The organism is Legionella qingyii (assembly GCF_003184185.1).
Genome location: NZ_QHJG01000017.1, coordinates 48,091 through 71,519 on the forward strand (window position 1 = coordinate 48,091; position 23,429 = coordinate 71,519).

Sequence of the window (23,429 nt, forward strand, 5' to 3'; positions counted from 1 at the left end):
TTGCCCAATAAACCTGCTTTACTTCACACAATCCCATTGCATGAAGAATAAGTTCCACTTTGAAGAAGGAACCCCTGTTAAACTCTACCGATGCCAATGACTTGTGCTGGGCGAAACAAATGGCAACCCGGGCTGAGTTTCCGGGTTGCCATTAAAGTCATTGATCTTGGTGCTTAACCTTTTCGTGCCTGGTTTAAGCAAAAGCATTAATTCCAGTAATATGTTTTCCTAGTACCAGAGTATGAACGTTATCCGTACCCTCGTACGTAAAGACTGATTCTAAGTTAAGCATGTGACGAATCACATGATATTCAAGGCTGATTCCATTTGCTCCCAATAAATTCCTGCATTTTCGCGCAATGTTTAATGCTTCACGACATGCATTACCTTTAGCCAGGGAAATCATCACGGGACTTTCACGATGATTATCTTTTATTCGGCCTATCTGTAAATTAAGACATTGTGCCTTAATAATTTCAGTATACATATCTGCCAGATCTTTTTGAATAAGCTGAAACGATGCCAAAGGCTGGTTAAATTGTTTACGCTCTAACAGATAGTCGCGAGTAATATCAAAACAGGCCATTGCAGCGCCCATGGCGCCCCAAGCAATACCATATCGCGCCTGGCTTAAGCAACTTAAAGGAGCGCCTAAACCTTTCTCACTGCCAGGAAGATAATTTTCATCGGGGACAAAAACGTTATCAAAAACCAATTCACCGGTAATCGATGCGCGTAATGACATCTTTAACTTGATTTCAGGGCATTTTAATCCTTCTGATTTAGTATCTACAATAAAACCACGAACACCCTCATCTGTTTTTGCCCAAACAATAGCAATATCCGCAATTGGTGCATTGGTGATCCACATTTTTGCACCATTTAGAGTCCATCCACCTTTAACTTTCTTTGCAGTCGTTCTCATACCGGCCGGATCGGAACCAAAATCAGGCTCAGTCAAACCAAAGCAGCCAATGATCTCACCTGCAGCCATTCCTGGCAAAAAACGCACCCGTTGTTCTTCAGAACCAAAACGAAAAATAGGAAACATGCATAAGGAACTTTGTACCGAAACAAAGCTACGTAATCCACTATCGCCGCGTTCTAACTCCTGGCAAACCAATCCGTAAGAGACATAAGATGCTTCGGCACCACCGTACTCCGCGGGTAAGGTCAAACCCAACAATCCCAGTTCTGCAGATTTTCTAATAAGCTCTCGTGGAAATTGAGCATTTTCAAAAGACTCAGCCATCAAAGGCATTACATCATTGGAGACAAAACGCGCGACACTATCACGTATCATGCGTTCATCGCCATTCAACTGTTCATCAAGAAACAACAAGTCGTCCACTTTCCTTCTCCCTTTTATCAGACTGTAACGCAATAACCGCTTCAATAATACTTTCTTTACTGGGTAACAAATACTGCCAAGCATTACCCAAAGGAATAAAGCAATCTTTACCGGTAATGCGTTTGATTTTCAACCTGGATGAGGCTTCTTCTAATAGCAAGGTCATCAAGCCTTCGCTTACTGAACCACTTTGTCTGCCTTCATCGACAATTAATACCTGTTTTGCTTTGGCTATTTCTTTCAAAATTGCTTCGGCCGGTAAGGGACTAAGCCAACGTAAATCCACTATTTTCACAGGAATATTGTGTTCTTCTTGCAATACCTTAGCCGCTTGCCGTGATAAATAATAACCATTGGCATAGGTTAAGATAACGGTTGGTCCTTCTCCAAAAACACCTACCTCTCCCGGCGGAATCAGAGCATCTGGTTCTGGATAATTAAATAGCCATCCATTATCACCAGGCTCATGTAAATCTTTGGTCATATATAAAGCAATCGGCTCTAAAAAGACAACTACCCGTCCCTCTTCATAAGCCAGACGCATACATGTACGCAACATTTTTGCTGCATCTGGACCATTTGAAGGACATGCGACAATCACTCCAGGCAAATCACGTAATACAGCAATAGAATTATCATTATGGAAATGACCACCAAATCCTTTCTGATAAGCTAATGAAGCAATCCGCAAAACCATAGGATTTTGATATTGGCCACTGGAAAAGAAGGATAAAGTGGAGGCCTCACCACGAAGTTGGTCTTCTGCATTATGCAAATAAGCCAAAAACTGAATTTCTGGCACGGGAATAAATCCGTTGTGCGCCATGCCAATTGCAGTTCCTAAAATTGTGGTTTCATCTAAAATCGTATCAAATACTCGGCGTTGTCCAAAACGCGCCTGTAAATCAGCCGTCACTCGATACACCCCACCCTTCTTGCCTACGTCTTCTCCAAATACCAACATATTAGGATATTGCAGCATTAAATCAGTCAATGCAAAATTAATCTGCTGACATAAATTTCGCTTTTGAGTTAATTGTGAAAATGCATTGGCAAATACTTCTGCACGCTTCTCTTCACTTGGCAAAGGGAATGGTTGTTTCTTCGGTACACTGGGAATCAATGAAGACATTATAGCTTCAGCACTGGAGAGCTTAGGCTGTCTTATCACATCCACTGCTTTGGCTTCAATTAAATCTTTATTATCTCGATAAAGACTCAGTATGTCTTGAATACTCATCCAGCCTTCACGATATAAAAGACCAGCAGTATGCAATAAAGGATCTTGAGCTTCCCTGGCTTCAATTTCAGCTTGTGTACAATATTGTGATTCAATATCAGAACCGGCATGACCTAATAAACGCACACACCGCATGTGTAAAAAAACAGGCTGTTTTTTTACACGCGCCAAGTATTCTGCTTCTTGTGCACTCGCATAAGCATCAGCAATATTCAAGCCATCACATGCAATATAATGCAAACCTGGTCGAGCACTGACAGAACGCTCAATCCACTGTGATGGTGTGGGTACTGAAATTCCTATTCCATTATCTTCACAAATAAACACGATCGGTACAGGATAATTTTGTTGGGCAATCCATGAACATGCATTCAAGGTAGCTTGCGCTGAAGCATGATTTGTTGATGCATCACCAAAGGAACAGATAATGATGGAGTCTGGATTTAGATTGCTGTGAATATTTAATTCTTTGGCTCGCGTAATCGATAATGCAGCGCCCAAAGCCTTAGGTAAATGTGATGCAATAGTCGAGGTTTGTGGCGGGATATTTAGCGGAACGCTTCCAAAAACTTTATGGCGTCCTCCTGAAATGGGATCAGTTGCTGCGGCAACTAAAGAAAGTAAAATGTCCCTCACTCCGTCAGTAGCTTGTAATTTCTTGGCACGCTGTAAATAAAAAGCCCCGCTCCGATAATGCAAAAAGGCCATGTCATCGGGACGAAATACTTGTCCCCAAACTGCATTACCTTCGTGTCCACTGCTGCCTATAGTATAAAATGATAAACCCTTTTCCTTAAGCTGCCTGGCAATCAAATCAAGAAGACGTGACTTGATTTGCGAATCAAAGAGCTCTATAGCAGTTTTCTTATCCAATTCCGCCGTTTCCGGACTCATTGTACTATTAGGTTTTGGAAAATCTGCTTGTTGTACTCGCTTTAAAAATTGCTCATCAACTACAATGGTCCTGTCTAACATCACTACATCCTGTTTGAGTTATTTCTAAGAAGAAGATGATGATGAGTATATACTGATTCAAAATGAACAGGAAGAATGAGTTTGTATTCAATGGGTATAAGTTCCCTCCCACCAGGCCCTCTCCCTTTTGTAGAAAGATCCAGCATCTTAATAACGCCCCAAAAAACCAGATAGCTCAATTCTTGTGATTTATGACTAAATAATCTACACTTTTTGTAGGCATCCATTAAAGGGGGCTACATAATGAAATGGATAATTTTGTTAGGAAGTATTGTTTTGATGGCAGGATGTTGCTGTACCACCGCATATACACCGGTATATACTCCGGCAATCGCATATACATCAGCAGTTACCTACAAACCCGTGATTAGATATAGACCTGTAGTTTCATACAGACCTGTCGCTGTTACGCGTGTTGTTACACCCGCTGTTGCACCAGTTGTTGAACCCGTATCGGTTTATTCTTATCCTGTAGGTCCTTTAGATGTGACTACGACAACTATTGATTTTTATTGATCAAAACATTGATACCTGGGTGCAGCAAACACTGTACCCAGGCTTAATGTATCTTATTTCATTGCCTCTAGTTCTTCCTTGGTAGAATAACCACATCCATCCTGTGGGCATAGGATTTGTCGACCGAATTTTTTGCTTTCTTTCACAGTCAAAATTGGCCAACTGCAGTTTGGGCATGGATGGTTAATCGGTTCATTCCACAACGCATAATCGCATTTAGGATAATTACCACAGGAATAGAAAATTTTCCCTTTTCTTGATTTGCGCTGTAGGATTTTTGCTTCGTGGCACTTGGGACATTCCACGCCTGTATCAGCTGGTTTTTCTATAGGTTCCATGTGCTTACATTGAGGATAATTACTGCAGCCAATAAAACGGCCATAACGTCCCGTTTTTATATGTAATGAACTGGAACATACTGGACATACTCTTCCTTCGACAACTTCAGGTTCATTTTTTTCATTATCCTGACCTGCTATATCTTGGGTGTAATCACACTCTGGATAGCCAGTACAACCAATGAAACGCCCACGTTTACCTAGTCTTATTGACAACGGTTTTCCACATTTCGGACACTGTTCATCTAAAACTTCAGAGGTTACATCTTTACGCTGTACTTGTTGATCCGTAGTTGTAATTTGTTGCACAAATGGCTGCCAAAATTCTTCTAAGACCGGAATCCATTCTTTTTCACCCCGCGCAATAGCATCAAGCGTATCTTCAAGTTCTGCAGTAAATTTATAATCTACGTACCGCGTAAAATAACCCGTCAAAAAGCGGTTTACTATCCGACCAACATCCGTTGGAAAGAATCTTTTCTTATCAACAATAACATATTCGCGTTGTTGCAATGTGTGAATAATGGATGCATAAGTTGACGGTCGTCCAATATCATATTCTTCCAGTGCCTTAACCAAAGTTGCTTCCGAGTATCTTGGTGGCGGCTCTGTGAAGTGTTGATTGGCTAATATGTCCTGTACTTTGACTTTTTCACCGACATTCAATGCAGGTAATAATGAACCTTCATTTTCATCATCTTTGGTATCATCACGACCTTCTTCATACACCGAGAGGAATCCTGGGAAGGTAATTGTAGAACCATTCGCGCGGAACATATTGCCTTCACCGCAGCTTAAATCTACAGCAACCGTATCCAATATCGCATCAGCCATTTGGCAGGCTACGGTACGTTTCCAGATTAAACTGTACAGTTTGTATTGATCAGCAGTTAATGCCGATTGCACCATTTCCGGTGTACGTTTAATCGATGTGGGGCGAATCGCCTCATGTGCTTCTTGAGCATTTTTGGATTTGGTTTTGTAAACTCTTGGACTTGCAGGACAATTATCGGCACCATAACGTTCCGTAATAAACTGCCGTGTTTCCTCTATTGCTTCCGCCGATAAATTCACCGAATCGGTACGCATATAAGAGATAAGACCGACAGTCCCCGTTCCAATATCTATTCCTTCATATAATTGTTGTGCAACCATCATCGACTTTCGCGCGGTAAAACCTAATTTTCGTGCAGCCTCTTGTTGCAAAGTCGATGTAATAAACGGAGGTGATGGTTTACGCTTGCGTTGTTTTTTCTCGATTTGAGTAACGAGTAAATAGCCGAGGGCTTCTCGAACCAAATCCTCTTTGATTTGTTGGGCCTGCTCTTCCTTGGTTACCGTAAATTGCTGTAATTTTTCATTTTTGTAATGCGTCAAACGCGCTTCAAAGGACACCTTTGTATGAATACATTCAGCTAAAATCTTCCAATATTCTTGAGGAATAAAACGTTCGATTTCCTCTTCTCGCTCCACAATAAGTCGCAATGCTGGACTTTGCACTCGTCCTGCAGAAAGTCCTCTTCGCACTTTTTTCCATAACAGGGGAGATAAATTAAATCCCACCAAATAATCCAACGCGCGCCGCGCCTGTTGTGCATTGACTAAATCCATCGAAATAGAACGTGGGTTATTTATTGCATCCTGAATTGCTGATTTAGTAATTTCATTGAAAAAAATCCGGTGAATGGGCTTATCTTTTGTTAGATTTTTTTCTTTCATTAATTCATAAATATGCCAGGAAATGGCTTCGCCTTCTCGATCAGGGTCCGTTGCGAGCAATAAGGAATCTGACTTTTTGAGCATTTTGGCAATCGTTTCGATATGACGTGAGTTCTTTTCAATAGGAACATACGTCATGGCAAAATGATTTTCGGGATTAACGGAGCCCTTGCGTGCTGGCAAATCACGCACATGTCCATAAGAGGCCACAACCTCATAATCACCACCCAAATATTTTTGAATTGTCTTCGCTTTAGCGGGTGATTCTACAATCACCAAATGTTTACTCATATAACGTTAACCTTATCCTTTTCACTTCATCCCTAAGCATCAAAAATACCCGTGCTTAAGAGCAAACACGGTATAATGGTGCTGAAAATGAAATATCACCAACTTCTAGTAATATAGGTAATAGACGATCTTTTAATGAATTGTCAATTCATCTTCTGATTGATAAAGAACTAAATCAAGAAAAGCCAATTGTTCTTCATTCAAAGAACTCGATAATGCATTTCTTATAGTCCATTTGGTCTCTTGAAGAGTTACGATACGAGATTCAGAAAATTGCAATTGATTCATAATCATTTCAAATGATTCTGGATTAAGAACTTTCCATAATTTCATACGCATGAGAAATTGATAACTGGCCTTAGTCAGTTTCATTTGCTCATCATACGTAAAGACTCGTGTTGATGTATGTTGTTGTAATTTCAAATGTAAAACTTGTTCTTCAGAAGCTAAGTTTTCATCCTCATTTAGTTGTTCCGATGCATCCTGATCAGCGGTTTTATGGCTTTCTTGCAGCTGGGTAAGACTTTGTTCAAATAAACTCAATAACATCTCAAATAAGTTATCTTTCATATACTAACACCTCATATAGCCACCGGGCACAGATACAACAGCCCCATTTAATTCTAATTCTGCAAGCTCACTAGTGACTTGCTCAACGGTGCATCCGCTACGTAAAATGATCTGATCCACTGTAGTCATTTCAAAGCCAATGAACTTTACTAGGTTTTTATTCCCGCTGGCAAGAGGTAAAATAGCTTTATCAGTTGTTTGCTGTTCCGAATCAATCCGTAACTCTTCAAGAACATCGGCAACTGAAGTAACTAATTTGGCTCCTTGCTGCAACAGGTAATGACACCCTCGAGCCAGAGGATTATGAATGGAGCCTGGAATCGCTAAAACATCTCGGTTTTGTTCCAAAGCCATTCGCGCTGTGATTAACGAACCACTCTTGATTGCTGACTCAACAACCAAAATGCACAATGATAAACCACTTATTATACGATTTCTCCGGGGGAAATGTCCAGAGATAGGAGGGCTTTTCAAGGGGAATTCGCTCATTAATAGGCCATTTTGAGCAATTTCGTGCGACAATGAGCGATGCCGATGAGGATAAATGCGATCGACTCCTGTACCCAGCACCGCAATTGTTTGTCCCCCTGCCTCCAAACAACCTTGATGGGCTTGGGCATCAATACCTAAAGCCAAACCACTCACAATAGTCACGCCATGTGAAGCGATCTCCTTTGCAAATTGCCGTGCGTTTTCACTTCCAGTTACAGTCGGATTACGACTACCTACCACAGCTAATTTGGGTTGATTTAAACAAGCAAGCTGGCCTTTTGCATACAAAACAATGGGGGGATCCATAATTTCCTTCAATAAAGGAGGGTATTCAGAGGAGTCCCAAGTAAGTAGATGATGATCGTCTGCTGCCGCCAACCAACTTAAATCTTCTTGAATCACATTCATATCGAAGTGAGCGATAGTATGCGCCAGGGCCTGCGGTAAGCCCGCTTGCTCGAGTTCCATTGCTGAAAGCTGGAACATGTGCTGCAAATCAGGCCAACGCTTTTGTAGTTTGGCTACAGTGCGCGGTCCAACTCGTTCCATTCGGTTTAATGCAAGATAATAAGGTAAATTACTCATGGATTAGCCACATAATTTAATAAATAAACTGCGCGTGTTGAACGAACAATCAAGGCGAAACTGGTTTTGCTAAATACCCGAAATACCATAAGCTCGCCAATACGCTCAGGCGGTAATAAAATAGGCATGAGAGGATTTTTAGGGTCATTAACGGTGCCTGACTCTCTATAGATACCCAGAACATCCCCAGCTTCCAATCCATCACGGGCACCCAAACTAATCACCGCCACACCACCAGCAGCTTCCTCGACATTCCCGTTAGGCATCCCATTAGGCATATCAATGATATATCCTCTTACGAGAAATAGAGGAGCTTTAGGCTCAAAGAACAAATTAAATTCAGGGCTATTATTAATCAGAACACTATCGTGAACTCGAATACCTTCATTAATGCTGGTTAATAAAATAGTTGCTGGCTCACCGCCCGCAATCAACTCTGCATAACCTACCAGATCAGCTCGATATCCCAAGAGCTCTTTAGTTTTTGGATCCACATAATCTTTCCCCCCTCTGAAAATGGAATAAGCAGGAATGCTCCCCGGAGGTATTTCTCGAGATGGATGCAATCCTTGAACATAGGCCTCATCCCCTTGACCACCCATCATGTGCTCTCCTACTAACGCAACAATGTAAGGTGCTCGACTGACCACATCCTGATCCAATATCAAGGATTCATTTAAAAAAGGCTTAATATCGCTTAAAGGTATCGCAGGAATGGGCTCATCTAAAGGTAAGGGCCGAACATTGGGTGATAATTTAATTGTGCCATTTGATAATACCTTAAGGTAAGGTTTGGTTTTAGAATAACTTAAAACGAGCACTGCACCAGGGTATAAACGATTGGGATTTTTTATCTCAGGGTTGGCATGCCAGAGTTCCTTCCACTCCCAAGGATTATTTAGGTAACGATTGGCTATGGTCCATAAACTATCACCCGGTTGAACAACATAACGTGCCGGAGCATCTTTTTTTAAGCTTAGAGCATAGTTTAAATTAGCGAGGGAAAAAAAGAATATAAAGAGAATAAATCTCATTAGAGTCAATCCTTTGTTGGAATATCTTGCAGCCTTACAATATATGAAGGATAATATTAACATGATATTTGTACACAGAACCAGATAAACAATGGCTATTCATACGATTCTATATTTACCTGACTCTCGATTAAGAGATGTTGCAAAACCGGTTATGCATTTTGATGATAAATTGCAAACGTTAATCGACGATATGTTTGAAACGATGTATGACGCACGTGGTGTCGGACTGGCAGCACCTCAAATTGGTGTGAGTTTGCGTTTGTCTGTGATTGATATTACGGGAGATAAGCAGAATCAATTGGTTATCATCAATCCAGAAATCATTACTTCTGAAGGCGAACAAAAATTTGAAGAGGGATGTCTTTCTGTCCCAGGTGCTTATGATACAGTTATTCGCGCAGAAAAGGTTACTGTAAAAGCTTTAGATAGAAACGGAAACCCTTTTGAGATTAAAGCAGAAGGCCTGCTCGCTGAATGTTTGCAACATGAAATTGATCATATGAATGGCAAACTGTTCATTGACCTACTTTCCCCATTGAAAAAAGCTATGGCACGAAAAAAATTAGATAAATTCAAGCGTCAACATGCACGTAAATAAGTCTTGTATTTTCCATAAGATTATTCATTAAGATACGTCCTCTAAAGACGATCCTTGATCGAAACAGGTAGTTACCATGAGCACATTGAATATCGTTTTTGCTGGAACTCCAGAATTTGGCTTGCCTTGTCTTGAGGCATTATTGCATTCAAAACATCATATTAAAGCAATCTATACGCAACCTGACCGTCCTGCTGGACGTGGTAGAAAATTACAAGCTTCTGCAGTGAAAGAATGGGCTTTAAACCAGAAAATTCCAGTCTATCAACCGGTGAATTTCAAGAATCCTGAGGCAATTGCAGAGCTTGCCGCATTAAAGCCAGACGTCATGGTTGTTATTGCTTATGGATTAATTTTACCTAAAGCAGTGCTTGAAATCCCTCGCTTAGGCTGTATTAATGTGCATGCCTCCTTGTTGCCTCGCTGGCGTGGTGCCTCCCCTATCCAGTCAGTTCTACTGCATGGCGATACAGAATCTGGAGTAACGATTATGCAAATGGATGCAGGTATGGATACAGGCGCGATGCTTCATAAAGTTGCCTGCCCTATAACTGCATCAGAAACCGCGCAAACGTTACATGACAAGCTGGCACAGATCTCTGCGCAACCTTTATTGCAAACCCTGGATGAATTAGCTGCTCAAGCCGCAAAACCCGAAATCCAAAATAATGAATTAGCCACTTATGCCAGCAAAATTAACAAAGAAGATGCGTGCATCAATTGGCAACACTCCGCAGCAGAAATTGATCGAAAAATCCGCGCGTTCAATCCTTGGCCAATCGCCTATACAACCCTCGGAGAGGAAACTTTGCGCATTCATCAAGCTAAAGTCGTAGACCAATCATTTTCACAAGCGCCAGGCACAGTCATTAGTATCGATAAAAAAGGCATGTTGATTGCTACAGGAGACCAAAGTTTGCTTGTAGAACGAATCCAACTTCCAGGTGCCAAAGTGATCTCCATTGCCGATTGGTTAAATTCATCTAAAGCACAAGTACATGCAGGATTTGTGTTTTAATGAACAAGAATGAACGACTGCACGCCTTAAAAATTTTAACCCAGTTATTGACTGATAAATCATCCTTATCCCAGCTTATGCCTGCAACAGCCGAAGCTACACCAATGACTAAAGAGATTTGCTTTGGCTTTTGCCGTCATTATTTTCGTTTACAAGCCTTAGCAGAATGTTTGCTTCAAAAAAGACCAAAAGAACTGGAAATTTGGATTGCATTACTCATTGGCCTTTATCAATTGCACTACATGCAGGTACCTGATTATGCTGTAGTAAAAGAAACGGTATCCTTACTTGAAAAAATCAAAAAACCATGGGCAAAGGGGTTGGTTAATGCTGTTTTGCGCAATTTCTGCCGCCAGCAAAATGAAATTCTGGACCGCCTGAGCAAGGATCCCCGATTTATTCATGGTCAGCCCCAATGGTTACTGGAACGCTTGCAAACAGATTGGCCTGATAACTGGCAAGCAATCGCCCAAGCAAACGATATGCATCCGCCCATGACATTACGTGTTAATGTGCAAAAAAATTCTGTTACTGAATACTTACAGATTTTAAATGAAGCAGGCTTTGCCGCTAAACCTCATCTTATTGCAGCTGAAGGGATTACTCTAACCAAACCTTGCGATGTACGCCAACTTCCCGGATTTGCAGAGGGTCGAGTTTCTGTGCAAGACGGTGCAGCGCAATTAGCAGCTTCTTTACTGTCTTTAAAACCTGGGTTACGTGTTCTCGATGCCTGCTGTGCTCCTGGAGGAAAAACCTGTCATATTCTAGAAAAGGAACCAAACCTGTCTGTATGTATTGCTCTGGACGTTGATCCGAAACGATTGAAACGCGTTCAAGAAAACTTAGATCGCCTTCAATTGCATGCCAATTTAGTAGAAGGTGATGCATTAACCCCTGCCACGTGGTGGGATGGCCAACTCTTTGATCGTATTTTATTAGATGCCCCTTGTTCTGCAACAGGCGTCATTCGACGCCACTCGGACATTAAGCTGTTACGGAACGACGAGGAAATCGTTACCATAACTAAAATCCAACATAACATGTTGAATTGCTTATGGCCCTTACTCGCAAAAGGTGGGTTACTGCTTTATGCCACCTGTTCGGTGATGTCCGCTGAAAATGAGCAGCAAATCGCAAATTTTGTTGCAACCCATCCAGACTGTACGATAATTAAAGAACCTAGGGCATGGGGCCACGCTACTGGACATGGTCAACAAATTTTACCGGGAGAACAAGATATGGATGGATTTTTCTATGCAGTGCTATTTAAGGATAAAAAATGACAATCAATTGGCCTGTAATCACTGTTTTGTTCTGCTTATCCATCCCTGGGGTAGTCATTGCAATCAAACGATTGATTTATTTTTTATTGCCTGATAACTCCGAAGAACTAAAAAAAAGGATGAGTCGGTTTGCCATTTTGCAAACCTTATTCATGATCTTTATCCTAAGTTTTGCAGGCGCCGTGTTATCTCCTGCGACGGGATTACATGATACAAAACTTGAGGCACTGTTACAGGGTACAGCAGGAATAAGTGTATTACTTCCTATTTTACTACCTACTGTTTTGTATGCCTTTTTTGGACTAATGTTTTTTTTAGTTCTCTATTATGGTCTCATCGCACGCATCATCGATAAGAACAACATGAAAGTCATGACTCATCTACGCACAGCCCTTGGTGTTGATGGCTGTGTTCTTTATGGCGGGGTAGCAGAAGAAATTATTGGGCGATGGGGGTTAATGAACCTTGCAACCTTTTTCGCATTACTCTTTACAAAGCAATTTCCTAACTTGATCATCTGGATTTCAATGCTTATTAGTGGATTGGTATTAGCAATAAGCCAACTTCCTGCGTACCTTGCTGCCGGTTGTACTTCAAACCGACGTTTCATTTACTCGCTGATCACACTTAGCCTTTGTCAATCATTACTTTTTGGATATTTATTTTGGCAACATGGGCTTATTGCAGCGATTTTGGCTCATATGTTATTCCATATAGGCTGGGCAGCATTTGAAAACGTAAAAAAATCGTAAAGCCTCCCTCCGTTAATCTTGCCTTAACCTTAACCTTTTATCCTACAAGGGAATGTAGTCAATGTTAGGGGGTAGGATATGGCCACTTCAAGTAATGAGTTTGCTGCGCTGGTAAATCAATTACACAGCTCACCTAACGATCATGTTTTACAACAAGCTGTGCTCCAACATTTACCTAAAATGATCGTTTTAGCTCGAGATAATCCTATGGCTTTATACCATTTAGCCCATATTTATCCACCAACATCTTCTGAGTACAAACAAACCATGCGCCAGGCCGCGAATTTGAAATGCACTAATGCCATGCTGGTTATGGTGCAAATATTGGGGAACTCAAATGATGCCAATGATTTACAAACAGCGACCTATTATTTCAATATGATTAATAAATCTAATGATTCATACATCAAAGAACAAGCTCGATTGCTTTTGGATGAATACCCTGAACTTTCAAAAACAATAAAAGAGCAAGAGAAACCTAATTTAAGTTATAACCACGCTCGCTTCTTTACACATCAACGGTTAAGAGAAGAACCTGTTGAGCTTGTTGAAGCTTTAGCATGTAAAGCTTAATTTTAAATGTCTTAGTCCTGGGTGAAAGCAAAGTCCGTAACCCAGACTCTCCATATATTCATCCTCGGGTTTTGCTATGGGTGAAAGCGGAGCGGTAGCCCCGGAGTCACATTCATTTCCGGGGTCCGCTGCGCGTCAAGGCTAGGGGATGTTTTAAACGATCAAAAAGCGGAAATTCTTTTGGATCTCATTTAAATCAAATTGATTCAAATACAAAGAAAAACTCATCCACGCACTTAACGCTGCCAAATCTTGAAATGGGGGGGGAAGATAAACAGGATTGGTTAAAATTCCACGCTCCTTAAGTTCAGTAAGTAAAGGCAAATCGTCAAGCACTAATTTCCCGGTAAATAATAAAGGTATGGACTCCACATGCTTGCGGCTAATCGCAAAACGGATGTAATTGTAAATCAATACAAAGCCCTTGGCATAAGACAAATCTTTGGTGAAAGGACCACCTGTAGGCGTACTTCCTCTAAAGACACGTACTGATTGATTGTAGCTGTCTTCTTCGCTTAGACCACAATCCATAAAATAATTATAAATATCGAGAAAATCTGCCCCTTGTGTCACCATATCCAAAGCAATTACGCGATTGGTAATCTTTAACATGCGGCTAGGATATGAAGAAAAAGTTACAATCTCCGTAATCACCGCCAAACCTTCCTGAATGACGCTGCTGGATGGCGAGCCTTTGGAAAGAAAAAAACAATTGGGCTGCATGGAGCCATTTAAGGTTGTTCCAACGTGAACCCAACCTTCATGTACTTCAAGATAACGAAGATCGCGATCACTAAACATTGCTTGCTGGCTCAATTTAATGCTATCTGCTCCTGCAGAAGCATCCGCAATCATATCATCACTGACCATCACAGTTACCTTGCCAGGATGTTTATCAAAAAATTGACCTAAACGCGCTTGCAAAATTTCTTGAGCCTGCTGGGGCGTGTAACGTTTTACATCGGCTTCAGATTGTAATTGGACACTAAGCCCTGTTAACACATCAAAGAGCAAAGTGCCCATCTCTGACATTCGTGGCCCACCTGCATAGAATACATCGTTTGGACTTCCATATAATTCCATTGCCAACTCGGAAAATGCAGGGGTACCTCGTTTGGCAAGCATTTGCGTAGCCCGACTGTATTCTTCGCACTGACGGCGTATTAAACGAGTTAAAGTAGAATACTGTCCAAGTTGATTCTGGGTATCACGCAAAATAATCCGGAATTCTTCTTGTTTATCATGAACATCGAAAGGTATAGGCTTCTTATCGTAATATTCTTTATCAACAACTGGAAGCTTTTTGCCTTTATGTTTAAAAAATTCCTTTTTTATTGATTCATCCCATTTAATACTATCAAGAATCCTGATTTTACGCTGCGCTTCCACAATACGCTGCGATAACTCCTGTACAATAAGTAACTCAGCTGATTCTGATGGTGTCATAATAAACCCCTTATGATACAGGTGGTGCGATACTTACACGCGCATCCTGGTTCTGTTGAGGCAAATCATAAAAACTACTAATGTTTGCTTTCGATAATGGCGGTGGAACTTCCAATGGGGGGCCATTACGACTACTCAAGTAAAGATGTTCACCATTACTGGCATAACGACTACAACCACAGAGCACAAGTGTTACAAAAATTAAAAAAAACAACTTTTTCACTTAAATCAACTCCAAATTCTTCATCATCTTTTCCAATGGCTCATGATGTTCTTTTGATAAACGGGTTAATGGCAATCTTAATTCATTCTCCATTAGCCCCATTCTATTTGCTGCCCATTTTATTGCAATCGGGTTCGTTTCAACAAACAATAATTCATATAAAGGCATTAATTGTTCGTTTAAACGTAAACATGCTGCATGATCACCATCTAAAGCCGAGTCACATAATTTAGCCATTAATTTGGCAACCACATTAGCCGCTGCTGAAATATTTCCCTTCGCTCCAGCCAACATCCAAGATGCAGCAGTAAAATCATCTCCACTATACACATCGATACTGCCTTCTGAAAGACGCAAAATTTGCTGTAAGCGAGTCATCTGTCCTGTAGCATCCTTTATTCCCACAATATTGGAAATCTTTGCAAGCTTGGCTACTGTTTCAGGCAACATATCACAAGCAGTTCTCGTTGGTACATTATACAGAATAATCGGCATAGCAACCGCTTCTGCTATCTGGCTATAATGTAAATATAGCCCTTCTTGAGTCGGTCTGATATAGGCAGGGGTCATAATCAACGCAGCATGAGCACCACACTCCATAGCTTCAAGGGTGAGTTGAATACAATCCCGGGTTGCATTCATGCCAGTGCCTGCAATAACAGGAATTCGTTCTTTGGCTTGATCAACTACTGTTTTAATGACTAGTAGTTTTTCCTCATGTGATAAAGTACCTGATTCTCCGGTAGTACCGGCTGCGACAAGACCATGGCTCCCCATTTCAATATGAAACTCGACCAATTCTCGCAAACGTGGGACATCCACCTGATCATTCTTCATGGGTGTTAATAAAGCGACAATGCTTCCTTTAAACATAAAGTCCTCTGTTTTTTATTATTCTTCATACTACTAATACTACTGGAAAATGTGGGTCAGAGTAAAATTAGATATTTAAAAAATAGTATGCAATACAATTTATGCTCACTTATTTTACATAAAATGTTATTTTTGTACTAGAATCATAGTGAAGATGATGCAACTAGGATTTTTTGTACTGAATTGTGCTCTATCAATACAAAAATCCTGAACACTATAAAAGGAGTTACACTATGAAAAAAATTATCGCTCCCTTATTTTTTATTGGTTTATCAGCTTTTATGCTTGGGGGATGCACCAATACTCAAGTAGGTACTGCCGCTGGCGGTGCTGCCGGAGCAGGTATAGGCTATGCTGTATCTGGAGGCAGTGCAGTTGGAACTGTAATTGGCGCAGGAGCTGGAGCACTAGTAGGAAATGCAATCGGCCAAGAACAGGATCGTCGCGCTTATTACTATCATCATTACTATCGTCCATATTACTACTAATACAAGTAAAATTCCCTCTTAACCTCCAAAATGAGGTTAAGAGGCCACCTATTAAAAAAGGATTTGTTTTTATAATTTTCTAAATGATAACAAAAATCTTAGGAATATAAGGCAATATCAAATTTCCATTGCTATACTTTGTAAAAGAATTTTAGATTAAGCCTAAATAGTTGATCGTTAAATCAAAATAATACTTATACAAGGATTGTAATCATGCGCTTAAAAAACAAAGTAGCACTAATTACCGGTGCCGCCAGTGGCATAGGTAAAGAAATCGCCTTAGTCTATGCAAAAGCAGGAGCCAAAGTTGCCATTGCAGACCTTAATCTAGATCAAGCAAATCTTGCAGCTGAAGAAATAAAGTCTAAAGGTGGAGAAGCCATGGCCGTTGCCATGAATGTCACCGATGAAAATCAGGTTGATAAAGGCGTGGATGATGTTGCTAAATACTTTGGCGGCCTTGACGTTATGGTCAGCAACGCAGGAATTCAAATTATCAGCCCTGTAGAGCAACTGTCATTTTCTGATTGGAAAAAATTAATATCAATTCAATTGGATGGAGCATTTTTAACAACTCGAGCTGCACTAAGACATATGTATGCTTCTGGTAAGGGAGGAAGCATTATCTATATGGGTTCAGTCCATTCTAAAGAAGCGTCTAAACTGAAAGCACCGTACGTGACAGCAAAGCATGGTTTAATTGGCTTGTGTAAGGTGGTAGCCAAAGAAGGAGCCGCCCATAACGTAAGAGCTAACGTGATTTGCCCAGGATTTGTACGTACCCCGCTAGTCGACAAACAAATTCCTGAACAAGCTAAAGAATTAGGAATTACAGAAGAACAAGTCATTAAAAATGTAATGCTGAAAGATACAGTGGATGGAGAATTCACTACCACCGATGACGTAGCACAAACTGCATTATTTTTTGCTTCTTTTGAATCAAATGCTCTGACAGGTCAGTCGCTAATTGTTAGTCATGGATGGTTCATGGAGTAAGGCCTATGGCTCGAACAAAAAAAAGTAAGACTACAATGCCCCATCATCATGTTGCTTGTTGTTTTCAAGGTGGAGGCGCTTTAGGCGCTTACCAGGTGGGAATTTTGCATGCTTTGGATGAGGCTGGTTATAACCCAAACTGGTTTGCCGGCACCTCAATCGGCGCGATTAACGCGGCAATTGCAGCAGGTAATCCACCCAAGGTACGGGTTGAAAAAATGTATCAATTTTGGGAGACCATAGCCACTCCTTCTTTTATCGAGAGCAAACTCCTTCCAAATGATGATGCAAGCCGTAGAATTGAACATATTCTATCCGCCCAAACCGCACTACTTTTTGGCCAGCCAGGTTTTTTTACACCTCGTTTTCCACCGCTGCTTATGGGATATTATGACACGCCTGATACCTTGAGTTTTTACGACACCAAAAACTTAAAGTCGACTCTAGAACAATTTATTGATTTTGATCGACTCAATAACGCTCAAGAGACACGCATAAGCATTGGTGCCGTTGAAATTTGCACTGGTGAAATGGTGTACTTTGATTCACAAAATACAAAAATTGGGCCTGAGCATATCATGGCCAGCGGCGCATTACCTCCTGGTTTTCCAGCTGTTGAAATTGAAGGTGAATATTATTGGGATGGTGGAATTTCCAGTAATTCCCCGGTAACTTATATATTATCTGCAAATCAATGCCCCCATAATTTATTGTGTTTCTCAATTCATTTATTTGACTCTTATGGCCTCTATCCCACTTCATTAGATGCCGTACTGAAACGAAAAAAAGACATAGAGTATTCCAGCCGCTTTTCCAAAGCAGTACAAACGTATCAGCAAATTCATGCTTTAAAAAATACCATTCATATTCTTTCGCGTTATATTCCTGAAGAAGAAAAGGAAAATCCAGAACTTCAACTGTGTATGGCACGTGGGCATCAATCTACAATTTCTTTAGTTCGCTTTTTATACGAACATGATGAGACTGAGTTTTCTTCAAAAGATTATGAATTTTCAAACAAAAGCATCTTGGAACGCATAAAACACGGCTACATTGATGGGAGAAAAGCCATCAAAAAATCACCTTGGAACAAAAAAATGCCAGATACAACGGGTATTGCCGTATATGATATGGCGTCAAATAAACATCTAAAGGAGGAGTCTGAAAATGAATGAAGCGGATGTAATTCAACGAGCATTTGCCATGCCACTCATCAGTCCATCTTATCCTCGTGGCCCTTACCGTTTCATCAACAGGGAATTTTTAATTATTACCTATGAAACTGATATAGATCTGCTTCGTGAAGTGGTTCCTGAACCGTTAGAAGTAGTAGAACCTCTAGTCAAGTTTGAATTCATTCGCATGCCTGATTCAACGGGATTTGGAGATTATACAGAATCAGGTCAAGTCATCCCGGTACGTTATAAAGGTAAAATAGGAAATTACACCCATGCTATGTTTTTAGATGATCTTCCTCCTATAGCTGGTGGTCGAGAAATTTGGGGCTTTCCCAAAAAGCTGGCACAACCCAAACTGGAAGTCGTACATGAAACGTTGTTGGGCACTCTCGAATATGGCCCTTGTCGGATCGCTACAGCAACTATGGGTTATAAATATGAAGCGCTGGATGTAAAAAAAGTAGCAGAATCACTCGCTACGCCAAATTATTTACTTAAAATCATCCCTCATGTTGATGGTAGTGTTCGAATTTGTGAGCTTGTTGAATATTATCTTGAAAATGTGGTTATCAAAGGGGCTTGGCAAGGACCAGCTCAATTGCAATTAGCACATCATGCATTGGCTCCTGTAGCAAATCTCCCCGTAAAACGCATCGTAAATGGTGTACATTTATTGACAGATCTCACCTTGCCTTATGGTCGTGTTGTCCACGATTATCTTAAATAAAGAATTTGCAAGAATTTAAAGGGAATTTGGAGTTCAAATAAAAATGTTAATTCTAATTGGTTATATCGTCATACTACTCTGTGTTTTTGGAGGATTCGCTTTGGGTGGAGGTCATCTTGCTGCGGTCTTTCAACCGATTGAATTGCTTATTATTGCAGGAGCAGCCATAGGCTCACTAATTGTAGGGAATAGCGCTACAGTGTTAAAATCATTGTTAAAAGCACTACCCAAGGTTTTTCGTGGGGAAAAATCCGTTAAGGAAACTTCCAGTAATCTGTTAGGCCTATTATACACTCTGCTGAATAAGGCACGCCAACAAGGACTTATGTCTCTGGAAAGGGATATTGAAGCACCTCAAGAAAGCGCTATTTTCAATGCTTATCCTTCAATAATGAAAAACCATCATATTATTGAGTTCATTTGTGATTACTTAAGATTAATCATTACTTCAAATCTCCAACCTTTTCAGCTGGAGGCCTTAATCGATATGGAAATTGAATCGCATCATGAGGAAGAAATGATTCCTGCTAATGCTTTAACAAAACTTGCTGATGCCATGCCCGCCTTTGGTATCGTTGCGGCAGTTCTTGGTGTAGTACATACCATGGAATCGATCAATTTGCCGCCGCCAGAATTAGGAGTTCTCATTGCACATGCTCTTGTAGGTACGTTTTTGGGGATTTTAATCGGTTATGGATTTATTGGTCCTGTAGCTTCAGCAATGGAGCATCATGCCAATCAGGAGCAATTGATGCTACAGTGCATAAAAGCGACAATATTGGCGAGTTTACACAATAATCCACCTATTATTGCAGTGGAATTCGGACGTAAAGTATTGTTTTCCGCACAACGTCCCTCCTTTACCCAGCTCAATGAAGAAATTAAAAATTTCAAGCCAGCAGCATCCTCATCCGATTCAGGAGAGAGTTCTTCTGCGGAACCTACTCCAGGCTAATGAGGTTATAGAATGAATGATAACAGCAATAAAGGAAAATCTGGTTCAACACCTATAATTCGAAAAATAAAAAAAAATCAGCACAAGCATCACGGTGGATCGTGGAAAATTGCTTTTGCTGATTTTGTAACAGCAATGATGGCATTTTTTTTGTTAATGTGGTTGATTGCCTCACTGAATAAAGCTCAAAAAGACGGTATTGCCGAATATTTTAAACAACCAATGAAAATCACTTTTTTTGGAGGTGAAAATGTGGGTAACCAGCAAATTAATCTTAAGGGAGGTGGACCTAAAGTAAAAGACACGAATGGTCAAGTTTCAACAACAGATCACCCATCTGCTCCGAATAAAAAAGCCCAAGACATTCAAGTAATTCAGTCAACTGAAAATGAAACCCAAAAACTTGAAGAGTTGAAATCAAAGATTAATTTAAGTATTAAAGAAGATCCTTCTCTTGCTGGTTTAAAAAATCAATTAATTATGGAAGTAGTAAATAATGGGTTGCGTATTCAGTTAATCGACAATCAAAATAAACCTATGTTTGATGTGGGTTCAGACAAACTTAATCCGGGCATGGATCAGATCTTTACCCAAATCGCAAAATTACTTAAGAACGTCCCCAATAAAATTACTATTGAAGGGCACACCGATGCACATCCATACCATAATCCGGATGAATTAGAATACACCAACTGGGAACTATCGGCTCAAAGAGCCAATGCTGCCCGTCGTGCTTTGGTTAAGGCAGGTTTGAATCCCGATAGAGTCGTGCGTGTAGCCGGTTTTTCATCAACTGAGCCTCTTAATCAACAAGATCCCTACAGTCCTGAAAACAGGCGTATCAGCATCATTGTCATAAAAAAAGGCGCCGAAACGAAAACGATAATGAACAAATAACAGATATAGCTTTGATAAAATGAGTGAAACCGTGAATATAACCTGGGTTTCGCTTTGCTTCCCCCAGGCTACGAATAACTATAAATTATTTTAGCCAATAGACGCATTTAACATCCAGCGTGCTTTTTCATGAGCTGCAATACGTTCGCTGAGCAAAGCAATCGTCCCTTCATCACCATGCTCCTGTGCGAGTTTAACCGCTGTGTTTAAATCTTTAACCAAAACCCCATGATCTTGAGCCAGTTCACTCACCATATGATTCGCATCAATATTTGAGTCACCATCTTTGATTGTTTTTAATTGATTCAATGCCGTAAAAGTAGCCGGCGCCTTATGCCCCATAATTAAAATTCGCTCTGCAATTTCATCAACAGCATCTGCCAATGCTTTATATTGCATTTCAAATAATTCATGCAAACTTTTAAACTGCATTCCCTTAACATGCCAGTGATAATTTTGTGTTTTAAGATACAAAGCATATGTATCTGCTAAAACAACTTCCAACTTTTTAATCATTGCTCCCATCATGACTCCTGACTTTATTATTCAACATCATTTTGGATGATACACAGCAAAAATTCCATTATTTTCAATAAAAAACCCGCCATAAAGGCGGGTTTTTAAAGGAATGGAAATGGAGAGAGGCTTACATCATGCCGCCCATGCCTCCCATACCGCCCATTCCGCCCATGCCACCCATATCACCAGCAGCTTCTTCTTTCTTTGGTAAATCAGCAACCATACACTCAGTAGTCAGCATTAAACTTGCTACAGAAGCAGCATTTTGTAATGCCATACGAGTTACTTTAGTTGGATCCAAAATACCCATGTCAACCATGTCACCAAAATCACCAGTCGCAGCATTGAACCCATAGTTGTCTTTGTTTTCAGAAACTTTGTTTACAATTACTGAAGCTTCATAACCAGCGTTTGATACGATCTGACGCATTGGCGCTTCAATAGCACGACGTAGAATGTTGATACCCATGTTTTGATCGTCATTGTCGCCTTTTAAAGAGTCCAGAGCTTTTTGTGCACGGATTAAAGCAACACCACCACCGGCTACGATACCTTCTTCAACAGCAGCGCGAGTAGCGTGCAATGCATCTTCAACACGAGCTTTTTTCTCTTTCATTTCTACTTCAGTAGCAGCACCAACTTTGATGACCGCAACACCGCCAGAAAGTTTAGCAACACGCTCTTGTAATTTCTCACGATCATAATCAGAAGTAGTTTCTTCGATTTGAGCACGAATTTGAGCGATACGTGCATTGATATCAGCAGCTTTACCTTCGCCATCAATAATCGTAGTATTTTCTTTGGTTACTACGACGCGTTTTGCAGTACCTAAATCTTCTAAAGTAGCAGCTTCTAAGCTCTTACCAATTTCTTCAGAGATTACTTCACCACTGGTCAAAATTGCGATGTCTTGCAACATTGCTTTACGACGATCACCAAAACCAGGAGCTTTAACGGCACATACTTTAACAATACCACGCATGTTGTTAACAACCAGAGTTGCTAAAGCTTCACCTTCAACATCTTCTGCAATGATCAACAATGGACGGCCTGATTTTGCAACACCTTCCAATACAGACAACATGTCACGGATACTGGAGATTTTCTTGTCAACCAACAGAATGAATGGATGCTCAAGCTCACAAGTCATGTTTTGTTGATTGTTGATGAAGTATGGAGAAATATAACCACGATCAAACTGCATTCCTTCAACAACAGATAATTCATTTTCAAGACTGTTACCGTCTTCAACAGTGATAACGCCTTCTTTACCTACTTTATCCATTGCACTAGCAATAATAGCGCCAATTGCCTCATCAGAGTTAGCAGAAATAGTACCTACTTGAGCAATTGCTTTATTGTCTTTGCAAGGCTTAGACATTGCTTGCAATTTCTTAGTGATTGCAGCAACTGCTTTGTCAATTCCGCGCTTCAGATCCATAGGATTCATGCCAGCAGCAATTGCTTTATAACCTTCAACCACAATCGCACGAGCCAATACAGTAGCTGTAGTAGTACCGTCTCCAGCAGTATCAGAAGTTTTAGATGCAACTTCTTTAACCATTTGCGCGCCCATGTTCATGAAGCGTTGGTCAAATTCGATTTCTTTAGCAACAGATACACCGTCTTTAGTTACAGTTGGGGCTCCATAAGCTTTTTCTAATACAACATTACGACCACGTGGGCCCATAGTTACTTGCACTGCATCAGCTAATGCATTAACACCTGCGAGCATTTGTAAACGCGCGTCGTCACCAAAACGTAATTCTTTAGCCATTATCTCTCT

The 23,429-nt window shown here is 40.6% G+C and carries 24 protein-coding genes; 12 read left to right on the forward strand and 12 right to left on the reverse strand.

All coding sequences use genetic code 11. From position 1 onward, the window contains the following. Positions 1-193 precede the first annotated feature (193 nt). From DGG96_RS11425 to DGG96_RS11435, 3 genes are read right to left on the reverse strand one after another with little or no spacing between them, the layout of a single operon-like run. Positions 194-1,351, reverse strand: coding sequence for an acyl-CoA dehydrogenase family protein (locus DGG96_RS11425; protein ID WP_110142786.1), 1,158 nt, complete (start codon positions 1,349-1,351; stop codon positions 194-196). Continuing rightward, the gene (locus DGG96_RS11430; protein WP_110142787.1) at positions 1,329-3,566 is read right to left on the reverse strand and encodes a dehydrogenase E1 component subunit alpha/beta; all 2,238 of its coding nucleotides are present in this window, start codon (positions 3,564-3,566) and stop codon (positions 1,329-1,331) included. Before DGG96_RS11430 ends, DGG96_RS11425 begins: the two co-directional genes overlap by 23 nt. Positions 3,567-3,568: 2 nt before the next feature. Continuing rightward, positions 3,569-3,793 carry a hypothetical protein gene (locus tag DGG96_RS11435; protein WP_110142788.1) on the reverse strand — a complete coding sequence of 75 codons (225 nt, stop codon included), beginning with the start codon at positions 3,791-3,793 and terminating at the stop codon, positions 3,569-3,571. 16 nt (positions 3,794-3,809) lie between these two features. Between DGG96_RS11435 and DGG96_RS11440 the strand changes: the two genes are divergently transcribed. After that, positions 3,810-4,082, forward strand: coding sequence for a hypothetical protein (locus tag DGG96_RS11440; protein WP_110142789.1), 273 nt, complete (start codon positions 3,810-3,812; stop codon positions 4,080-4,082). Positions 4,083-4,135: 53 nt separating this feature from the next. Here the strand turns inward: DGG96_RS11440 and topA are convergent, their stop codons facing one another. From topA to DGG96_RS11460, 4 genes are all read right to left on the reverse strand, one after another. Beyond that, positions 4,136-6,430, reverse strand: a complete 2,295-nt coding sequence (topA, locus tag DGG96_RS11445; RefSeq protein ID WP_110142790.1) for a type I DNA topoisomerase — start codon at positions 6,428-6,430, stop codon at positions 4,136-4,138. 132 nt (positions 6,431-6,562) lie between these two features. Beyond that, the gene (locus DGG96_RS11450) at positions 6,563-7,000 is read right to left on the reverse strand and encodes a DUF494 family protein (protein ID WP_165831602.1); all 438 of its coding nucleotides are present in this window, start codon (positions 6,998-7,000) and stop codon (positions 6,563-6,565) included. 3 nt (positions 7,001-7,003) lie between these two features. Next, positions 7,004-8,077 carry a DNA-processing protein DprA gene (gene dprA / locus DGG96_RS11455; RefSeq protein WP_110142791.1) on the reverse strand — a complete coding sequence of 358 codons (1,074 nt, stop codon included), beginning with the start codon at positions 8,075-8,077 and terminating at the stop codon, positions 7,004-7,006. Next, on the reverse strand, positions 8,074-9,111 hold the full coding sequence (locus DGG96_RS11460) for a LysM peptidoglycan-binding domain-containing protein (RefSeq protein ID WP_110142792.1): 1,038 nt from the start codon (positions 9,109-9,111) through the stop codon (positions 8,074-8,076). Before DGG96_RS11460 ends, dprA begins: the two co-directional genes overlap by 4 nt. 91 nt (positions 9,112-9,202) lie before the next feature. Here DGG96_RS11460 and def point away from each other — a divergent pair, with 91 nt between their 5' ends. The 5 genes from def (at position 9,203) to DGG96_RS11485 (ending at position 13,341) form a co-directional block, all read left to right on the forward strand. Continuing rightward, on the forward strand, positions 9,203-9,712 hold the full coding sequence (gene def / locus DGG96_RS11465; RefSeq protein WP_110142793.1) for a peptide deformylase: 510 nt from the start codon (positions 9,203-9,205) through the stop codon (positions 9,710-9,712). A gap of 76 nt (positions 9,713-9,788) precedes the next feature. After that, on the forward strand, positions 9,789-10,730 hold the full coding sequence (gene fmt, locus DGG96_RS11470; RefSeq protein WP_110142794.1) for a methionyl-tRNA formyltransferase: 942 nt from the start codon (positions 9,789-9,791) through the stop codon (positions 10,728-10,730). After that, complete coding sequence (gene rsmB / locus DGG96_RS11475; RefSeq protein WP_110142795.1) at positions 10,730-12,016, forward strand: 16S rRNA (cytosine(967)-C(5))-methyltransferase RsmB; 1,287 nt, start codon at positions 10,730-10,732, stop codon at positions 12,014-12,016. Before fmt ends, rsmB begins: the two co-directional genes overlap by 1 nt. Continuing rightward, on the forward strand, positions 12,013-12,768 hold the full coding sequence (locus DGG96_RS11480; RefSeq protein ID WP_110142796.1) for a CPBP family intramembrane metalloprotease: 756 nt from the start codon (positions 12,013-12,015) through the stop codon (positions 12,766-12,768). The genes rsmB and DGG96_RS11480 overlap by 4 nt, the downstream gene beginning before the upstream one ends. 78 nt (positions 12,769-12,846) lie before the next feature. Beyond that, positions 12,847-13,341 (forward strand): hypothetical protein, encoded by a 495-nt coding sequence (locus DGG96_RS11485; RefSeq protein WP_110142797.1) that lies wholly within the window; start codon positions 12,847-12,849, stop codon positions 13,339-13,341. Positions 13,342-13,494: 153 nt separating this feature from the next. On the opposite strand, the gene DGG96_RS11490 is transcribed toward DGG96_RS11485, so the two are convergent. From DGG96_RS11490 to dapA, 3 genes are read right to left on the reverse strand one after another with little or no spacing between them, the layout of a single operon-like run. After that, a complete protein-coding gene (locus DGG96_RS11490; protein ID WP_110142798.1) occupies positions 13,495-14,787 on the reverse strand; it encodes a flavohemoglobin expression-modulating QEGLA motif protein in 1,293 nt (430 codons plus the stop codon). Positions 14,788-14,797: 10 nt separating this feature from the next. Next, positions 14,798-15,010: a hypothetical protein gene (locus DGG96_RS11495; RefSeq protein ID WP_110142799.1), complete on the reverse strand. Its 213-nt coding sequence runs from the start codon at positions 15,008-15,010 to the stop codon at positions 14,798-14,800. Then, a complete protein-coding gene (dapA, locus tag DGG96_RS11500; protein WP_110142800.1) occupies positions 15,011-15,883 on the reverse strand; it encodes a 4-hydroxy-tetrahydrodipicolinate synthase in 873 nt (290 codons plus the stop codon). It abuts the gene before it with no gap. 233 nt (positions 15,884-16,116) lie between these two features. Between dapA and DGG96_RS11505 the strand changes: the two genes are divergently transcribed. From DGG96_RS11505 to motB, 6 genes are all read left to right on the forward strand, one after another. Further along, on the forward strand, positions 16,117-16,371 hold the full coding sequence (locus tag DGG96_RS11505) for a glycine zipper domain-containing protein (protein ID WP_110142801.1): 255 nt from the start codon (positions 16,117-16,119) through the stop codon (positions 16,369-16,371). A gap of 213 nt (positions 16,372-16,584) precedes the next feature. Then, positions 16,585-17,367: a 3-hydroxybutyrate dehydrogenase gene (locus DGG96_RS11510; protein ID WP_110142802.1), complete on the forward strand. Its 783-nt coding sequence runs from the start codon at positions 16,585-16,587 to the stop codon at positions 17,365-17,367. 5 nt (positions 17,368-17,372) lie between these two features. Then, a complete protein-coding gene (locus tag DGG96_RS11515; RefSeq protein WP_110142803.1) occupies positions 17,373-18,542 on the forward strand; it encodes a patatin-like phospholipase family protein in 1,170 nt (389 codons plus the stop codon). Continuing rightward, positions 18,535-19,272 carry an acetoacetate decarboxylase gene (locus DGG96_RS11520; RefSeq protein WP_110142804.1) on the forward strand — a complete coding sequence of 246 codons (738 nt, stop codon included), beginning with the start codon at positions 18,535-18,537 and terminating at the stop codon, positions 19,270-19,272. The genes DGG96_RS11515 and DGG96_RS11520 overlap by 8 nt, the downstream gene beginning before the upstream one ends. A gap of 43 nt (positions 19,273-19,315) precedes the next feature. Further along, a complete protein-coding gene (gene motA / locus DGG96_RS11525) occupies positions 19,316-20,227 on the forward strand; it encodes a flagellar motor stator protein MotA (protein WP_110142805.1) in 912 nt (303 codons plus the stop codon). Between the two features lie 12 nt (positions 20,228-20,239). After that, positions 20,240-21,124 carry a flagellar motor protein MotB gene (gene motB, locus DGG96_RS11530; RefSeq protein WP_110142806.1) on the forward strand — a complete coding sequence of 295 codons (885 nt, stop codon included), beginning with the start codon at positions 20,240-20,242 and terminating at the stop codon, positions 21,122-21,124. 90 nt (positions 21,125-21,214) lie between these two features. Here motB and DGG96_RS11535 read toward each other — a convergent pair whose 3' ends face one another. Both DGG96_RS11535 and groL read right to left on the reverse strand, forming a co-directional pair. After that, complete coding sequence (locus DGG96_RS11535) at positions 21,215-21,649, reverse strand: Dps family protein (protein ID WP_110142807.1); 435 nt, start codon at positions 21,647-21,649, stop codon at positions 21,215-21,217. Between the two features lie 121 nt (positions 21,650-21,770). Beyond that, positions 21,771-23,420 (reverse strand): chaperonin GroEL, encoded by a 1,650-nt coding sequence (gene groL / locus DGG96_RS11540; protein ID WP_110142808.1) that lies wholly within the window; start codon positions 23,418-23,420, stop codon positions 21,771-21,773. Positions 23,421-23,429: the final 9 nt, after the last annotated feature.

Excerpts from the sequence above, each read along its gene's own strand:
- DGG96_RS11505 (WP_110142801.1), top strand. The coding sequence starts at position 16,117 with ATGAAAAAAATTATCGCTCCCTTATTTTTTATTGGTTTATCAGCTTTT.
- DGG96_RS11485 (WP_110142797.1), top strand. The coding sequence starts at position 12,847 with ATGGCCACTTCAAGTAATGAGTTTGCTGCGCTGGTAAATCAATTACAC.
- DGG96_RS11460 (WP_110142792.1), bottom strand. The coding sequence starts at position 9,111 with ATGAGATTTATTCTCTTTATATTCTTTTTTTCCCTCGCTAATTTAAAC.
- DGG96_RS11535 (WP_110142807.1), bottom strand. The coding sequence starts at position 21,649 with ATGGGAGCAATGATTAAAAAGTTGGAAGTTGTTTTAGCAGATACATAT.
- DGG96_RS11435 (WP_110142788.1), bottom strand. The coding sequence starts at position 3,793 with ATGGATGCCTACAAAAAGTGTAGATTATTTAGTCATAAATCACAAGAA.
- def (WP_110142793.1), top strand. The coding sequence starts at position 9,203 with ATGGCTATTCATACGATTCTATATTTACCTGACTCTCGATTAAGAGAT.
- dapA (WP_110142800.1), bottom strand. The coding sequence starts at position 15,883 with ATGTTTAAAGGAAGCATTGTCGCTTTATTAACACCCATGAAGAATGAT.
- DGG96_RS11490 (WP_110142798.1), bottom strand. The coding sequence starts at position 14,787 with ATGACACCATCAGAATCAGCTGAGTTACTTATTGTACAGGAGTTATCG.
- DGG96_RS11430 (WP_110142787.1), bottom strand. The coding sequence starts at position 3,566 with ATGTTAGACAGGACCATTGTAGTTGATGAGCAATTTTTAAAGCGAGTA.
- fmt (WP_110142794.1), top strand. The coding sequence starts at position 9,789 with ATGAGCACATTGAATATCGTTTTTGCTGGAACTCCAGAATTTGGCTTG.
- DGG96_RS11510 (WP_110142802.1), top strand. The coding sequence starts at position 16,585 with ATGCGCTTAAAAAACAAAGTAGCACTAATTACCGGTGCCGCCAGTGGC.
- DGG96_RS11440 (WP_110142789.1), top strand. The coding sequence starts at position 3,810 with ATGAAATGGATAATTTTGTTAGGAAGTATTGTTTTGATGGCAGGATGT.
- groL (WP_110142808.1), bottom strand. The coding sequence starts at position 23,420 with ATGGCTAAAGAATTACGTTTTGGTGACGACGCGCGTTTACAAATGCTC.
- DGG96_RS11450 (WP_165831602.1), bottom strand. The coding sequence starts at position 7,000 with ATGAAAGATAACTTATTTGAGATGTTATTGAGTTTATTTGAACAAAGT.
- dprA (WP_110142791.1), bottom strand. The coding sequence starts at position 8,077 with ATGAGTAATTTACCTTATTATCTTGCATTAAACCGAATGGAACGAGTT.
- rsmB (WP_110142795.1), top strand. The coding sequence starts at position 10,730 with ATGAACAAGAATGAACGACTGCACGCCTTAAAAATTTTAACCCAGTTA.
- DGG96_RS11520 (WP_110142804.1), top strand. The coding sequence starts at position 18,535 with ATGAATGAAGCGGATGTAATTCAACGAGCATTTGCCATGCCACTCATC.
- DGG96_RS11480 (WP_110142796.1), top strand. The coding sequence starts at position 12,013 with ATGACAATCAATTGGCCTGTAATCACTGTTTTGTTCTGCTTATCCATC.
- DGG96_RS11515 (WP_110142803.1), top strand. The coding sequence starts at position 17,373 with ATGGCTCGAACAAAAAAAAGTAAGACTACAATGCCCCATCATCATGTT.
- topA (WP_110142790.1), bottom strand. The coding sequence starts at position 6,430 with ATGAGTAAACATTTGGTGATTGTAGAATCACCCGCTAAAGCGAAGACA.
- motB (WP_110142806.1), top strand. The coding sequence starts at position 20,240 with ATGAATGATAACAGCAATAAAGGAAAATCTGGTTCAACACCTATAATT.
- motA (WP_110142805.1), top strand. The coding sequence starts at position 19,316 with ATGTTAATTCTAATTGGTTATATCGTCATACTACTCTGTGTTTTTGGA.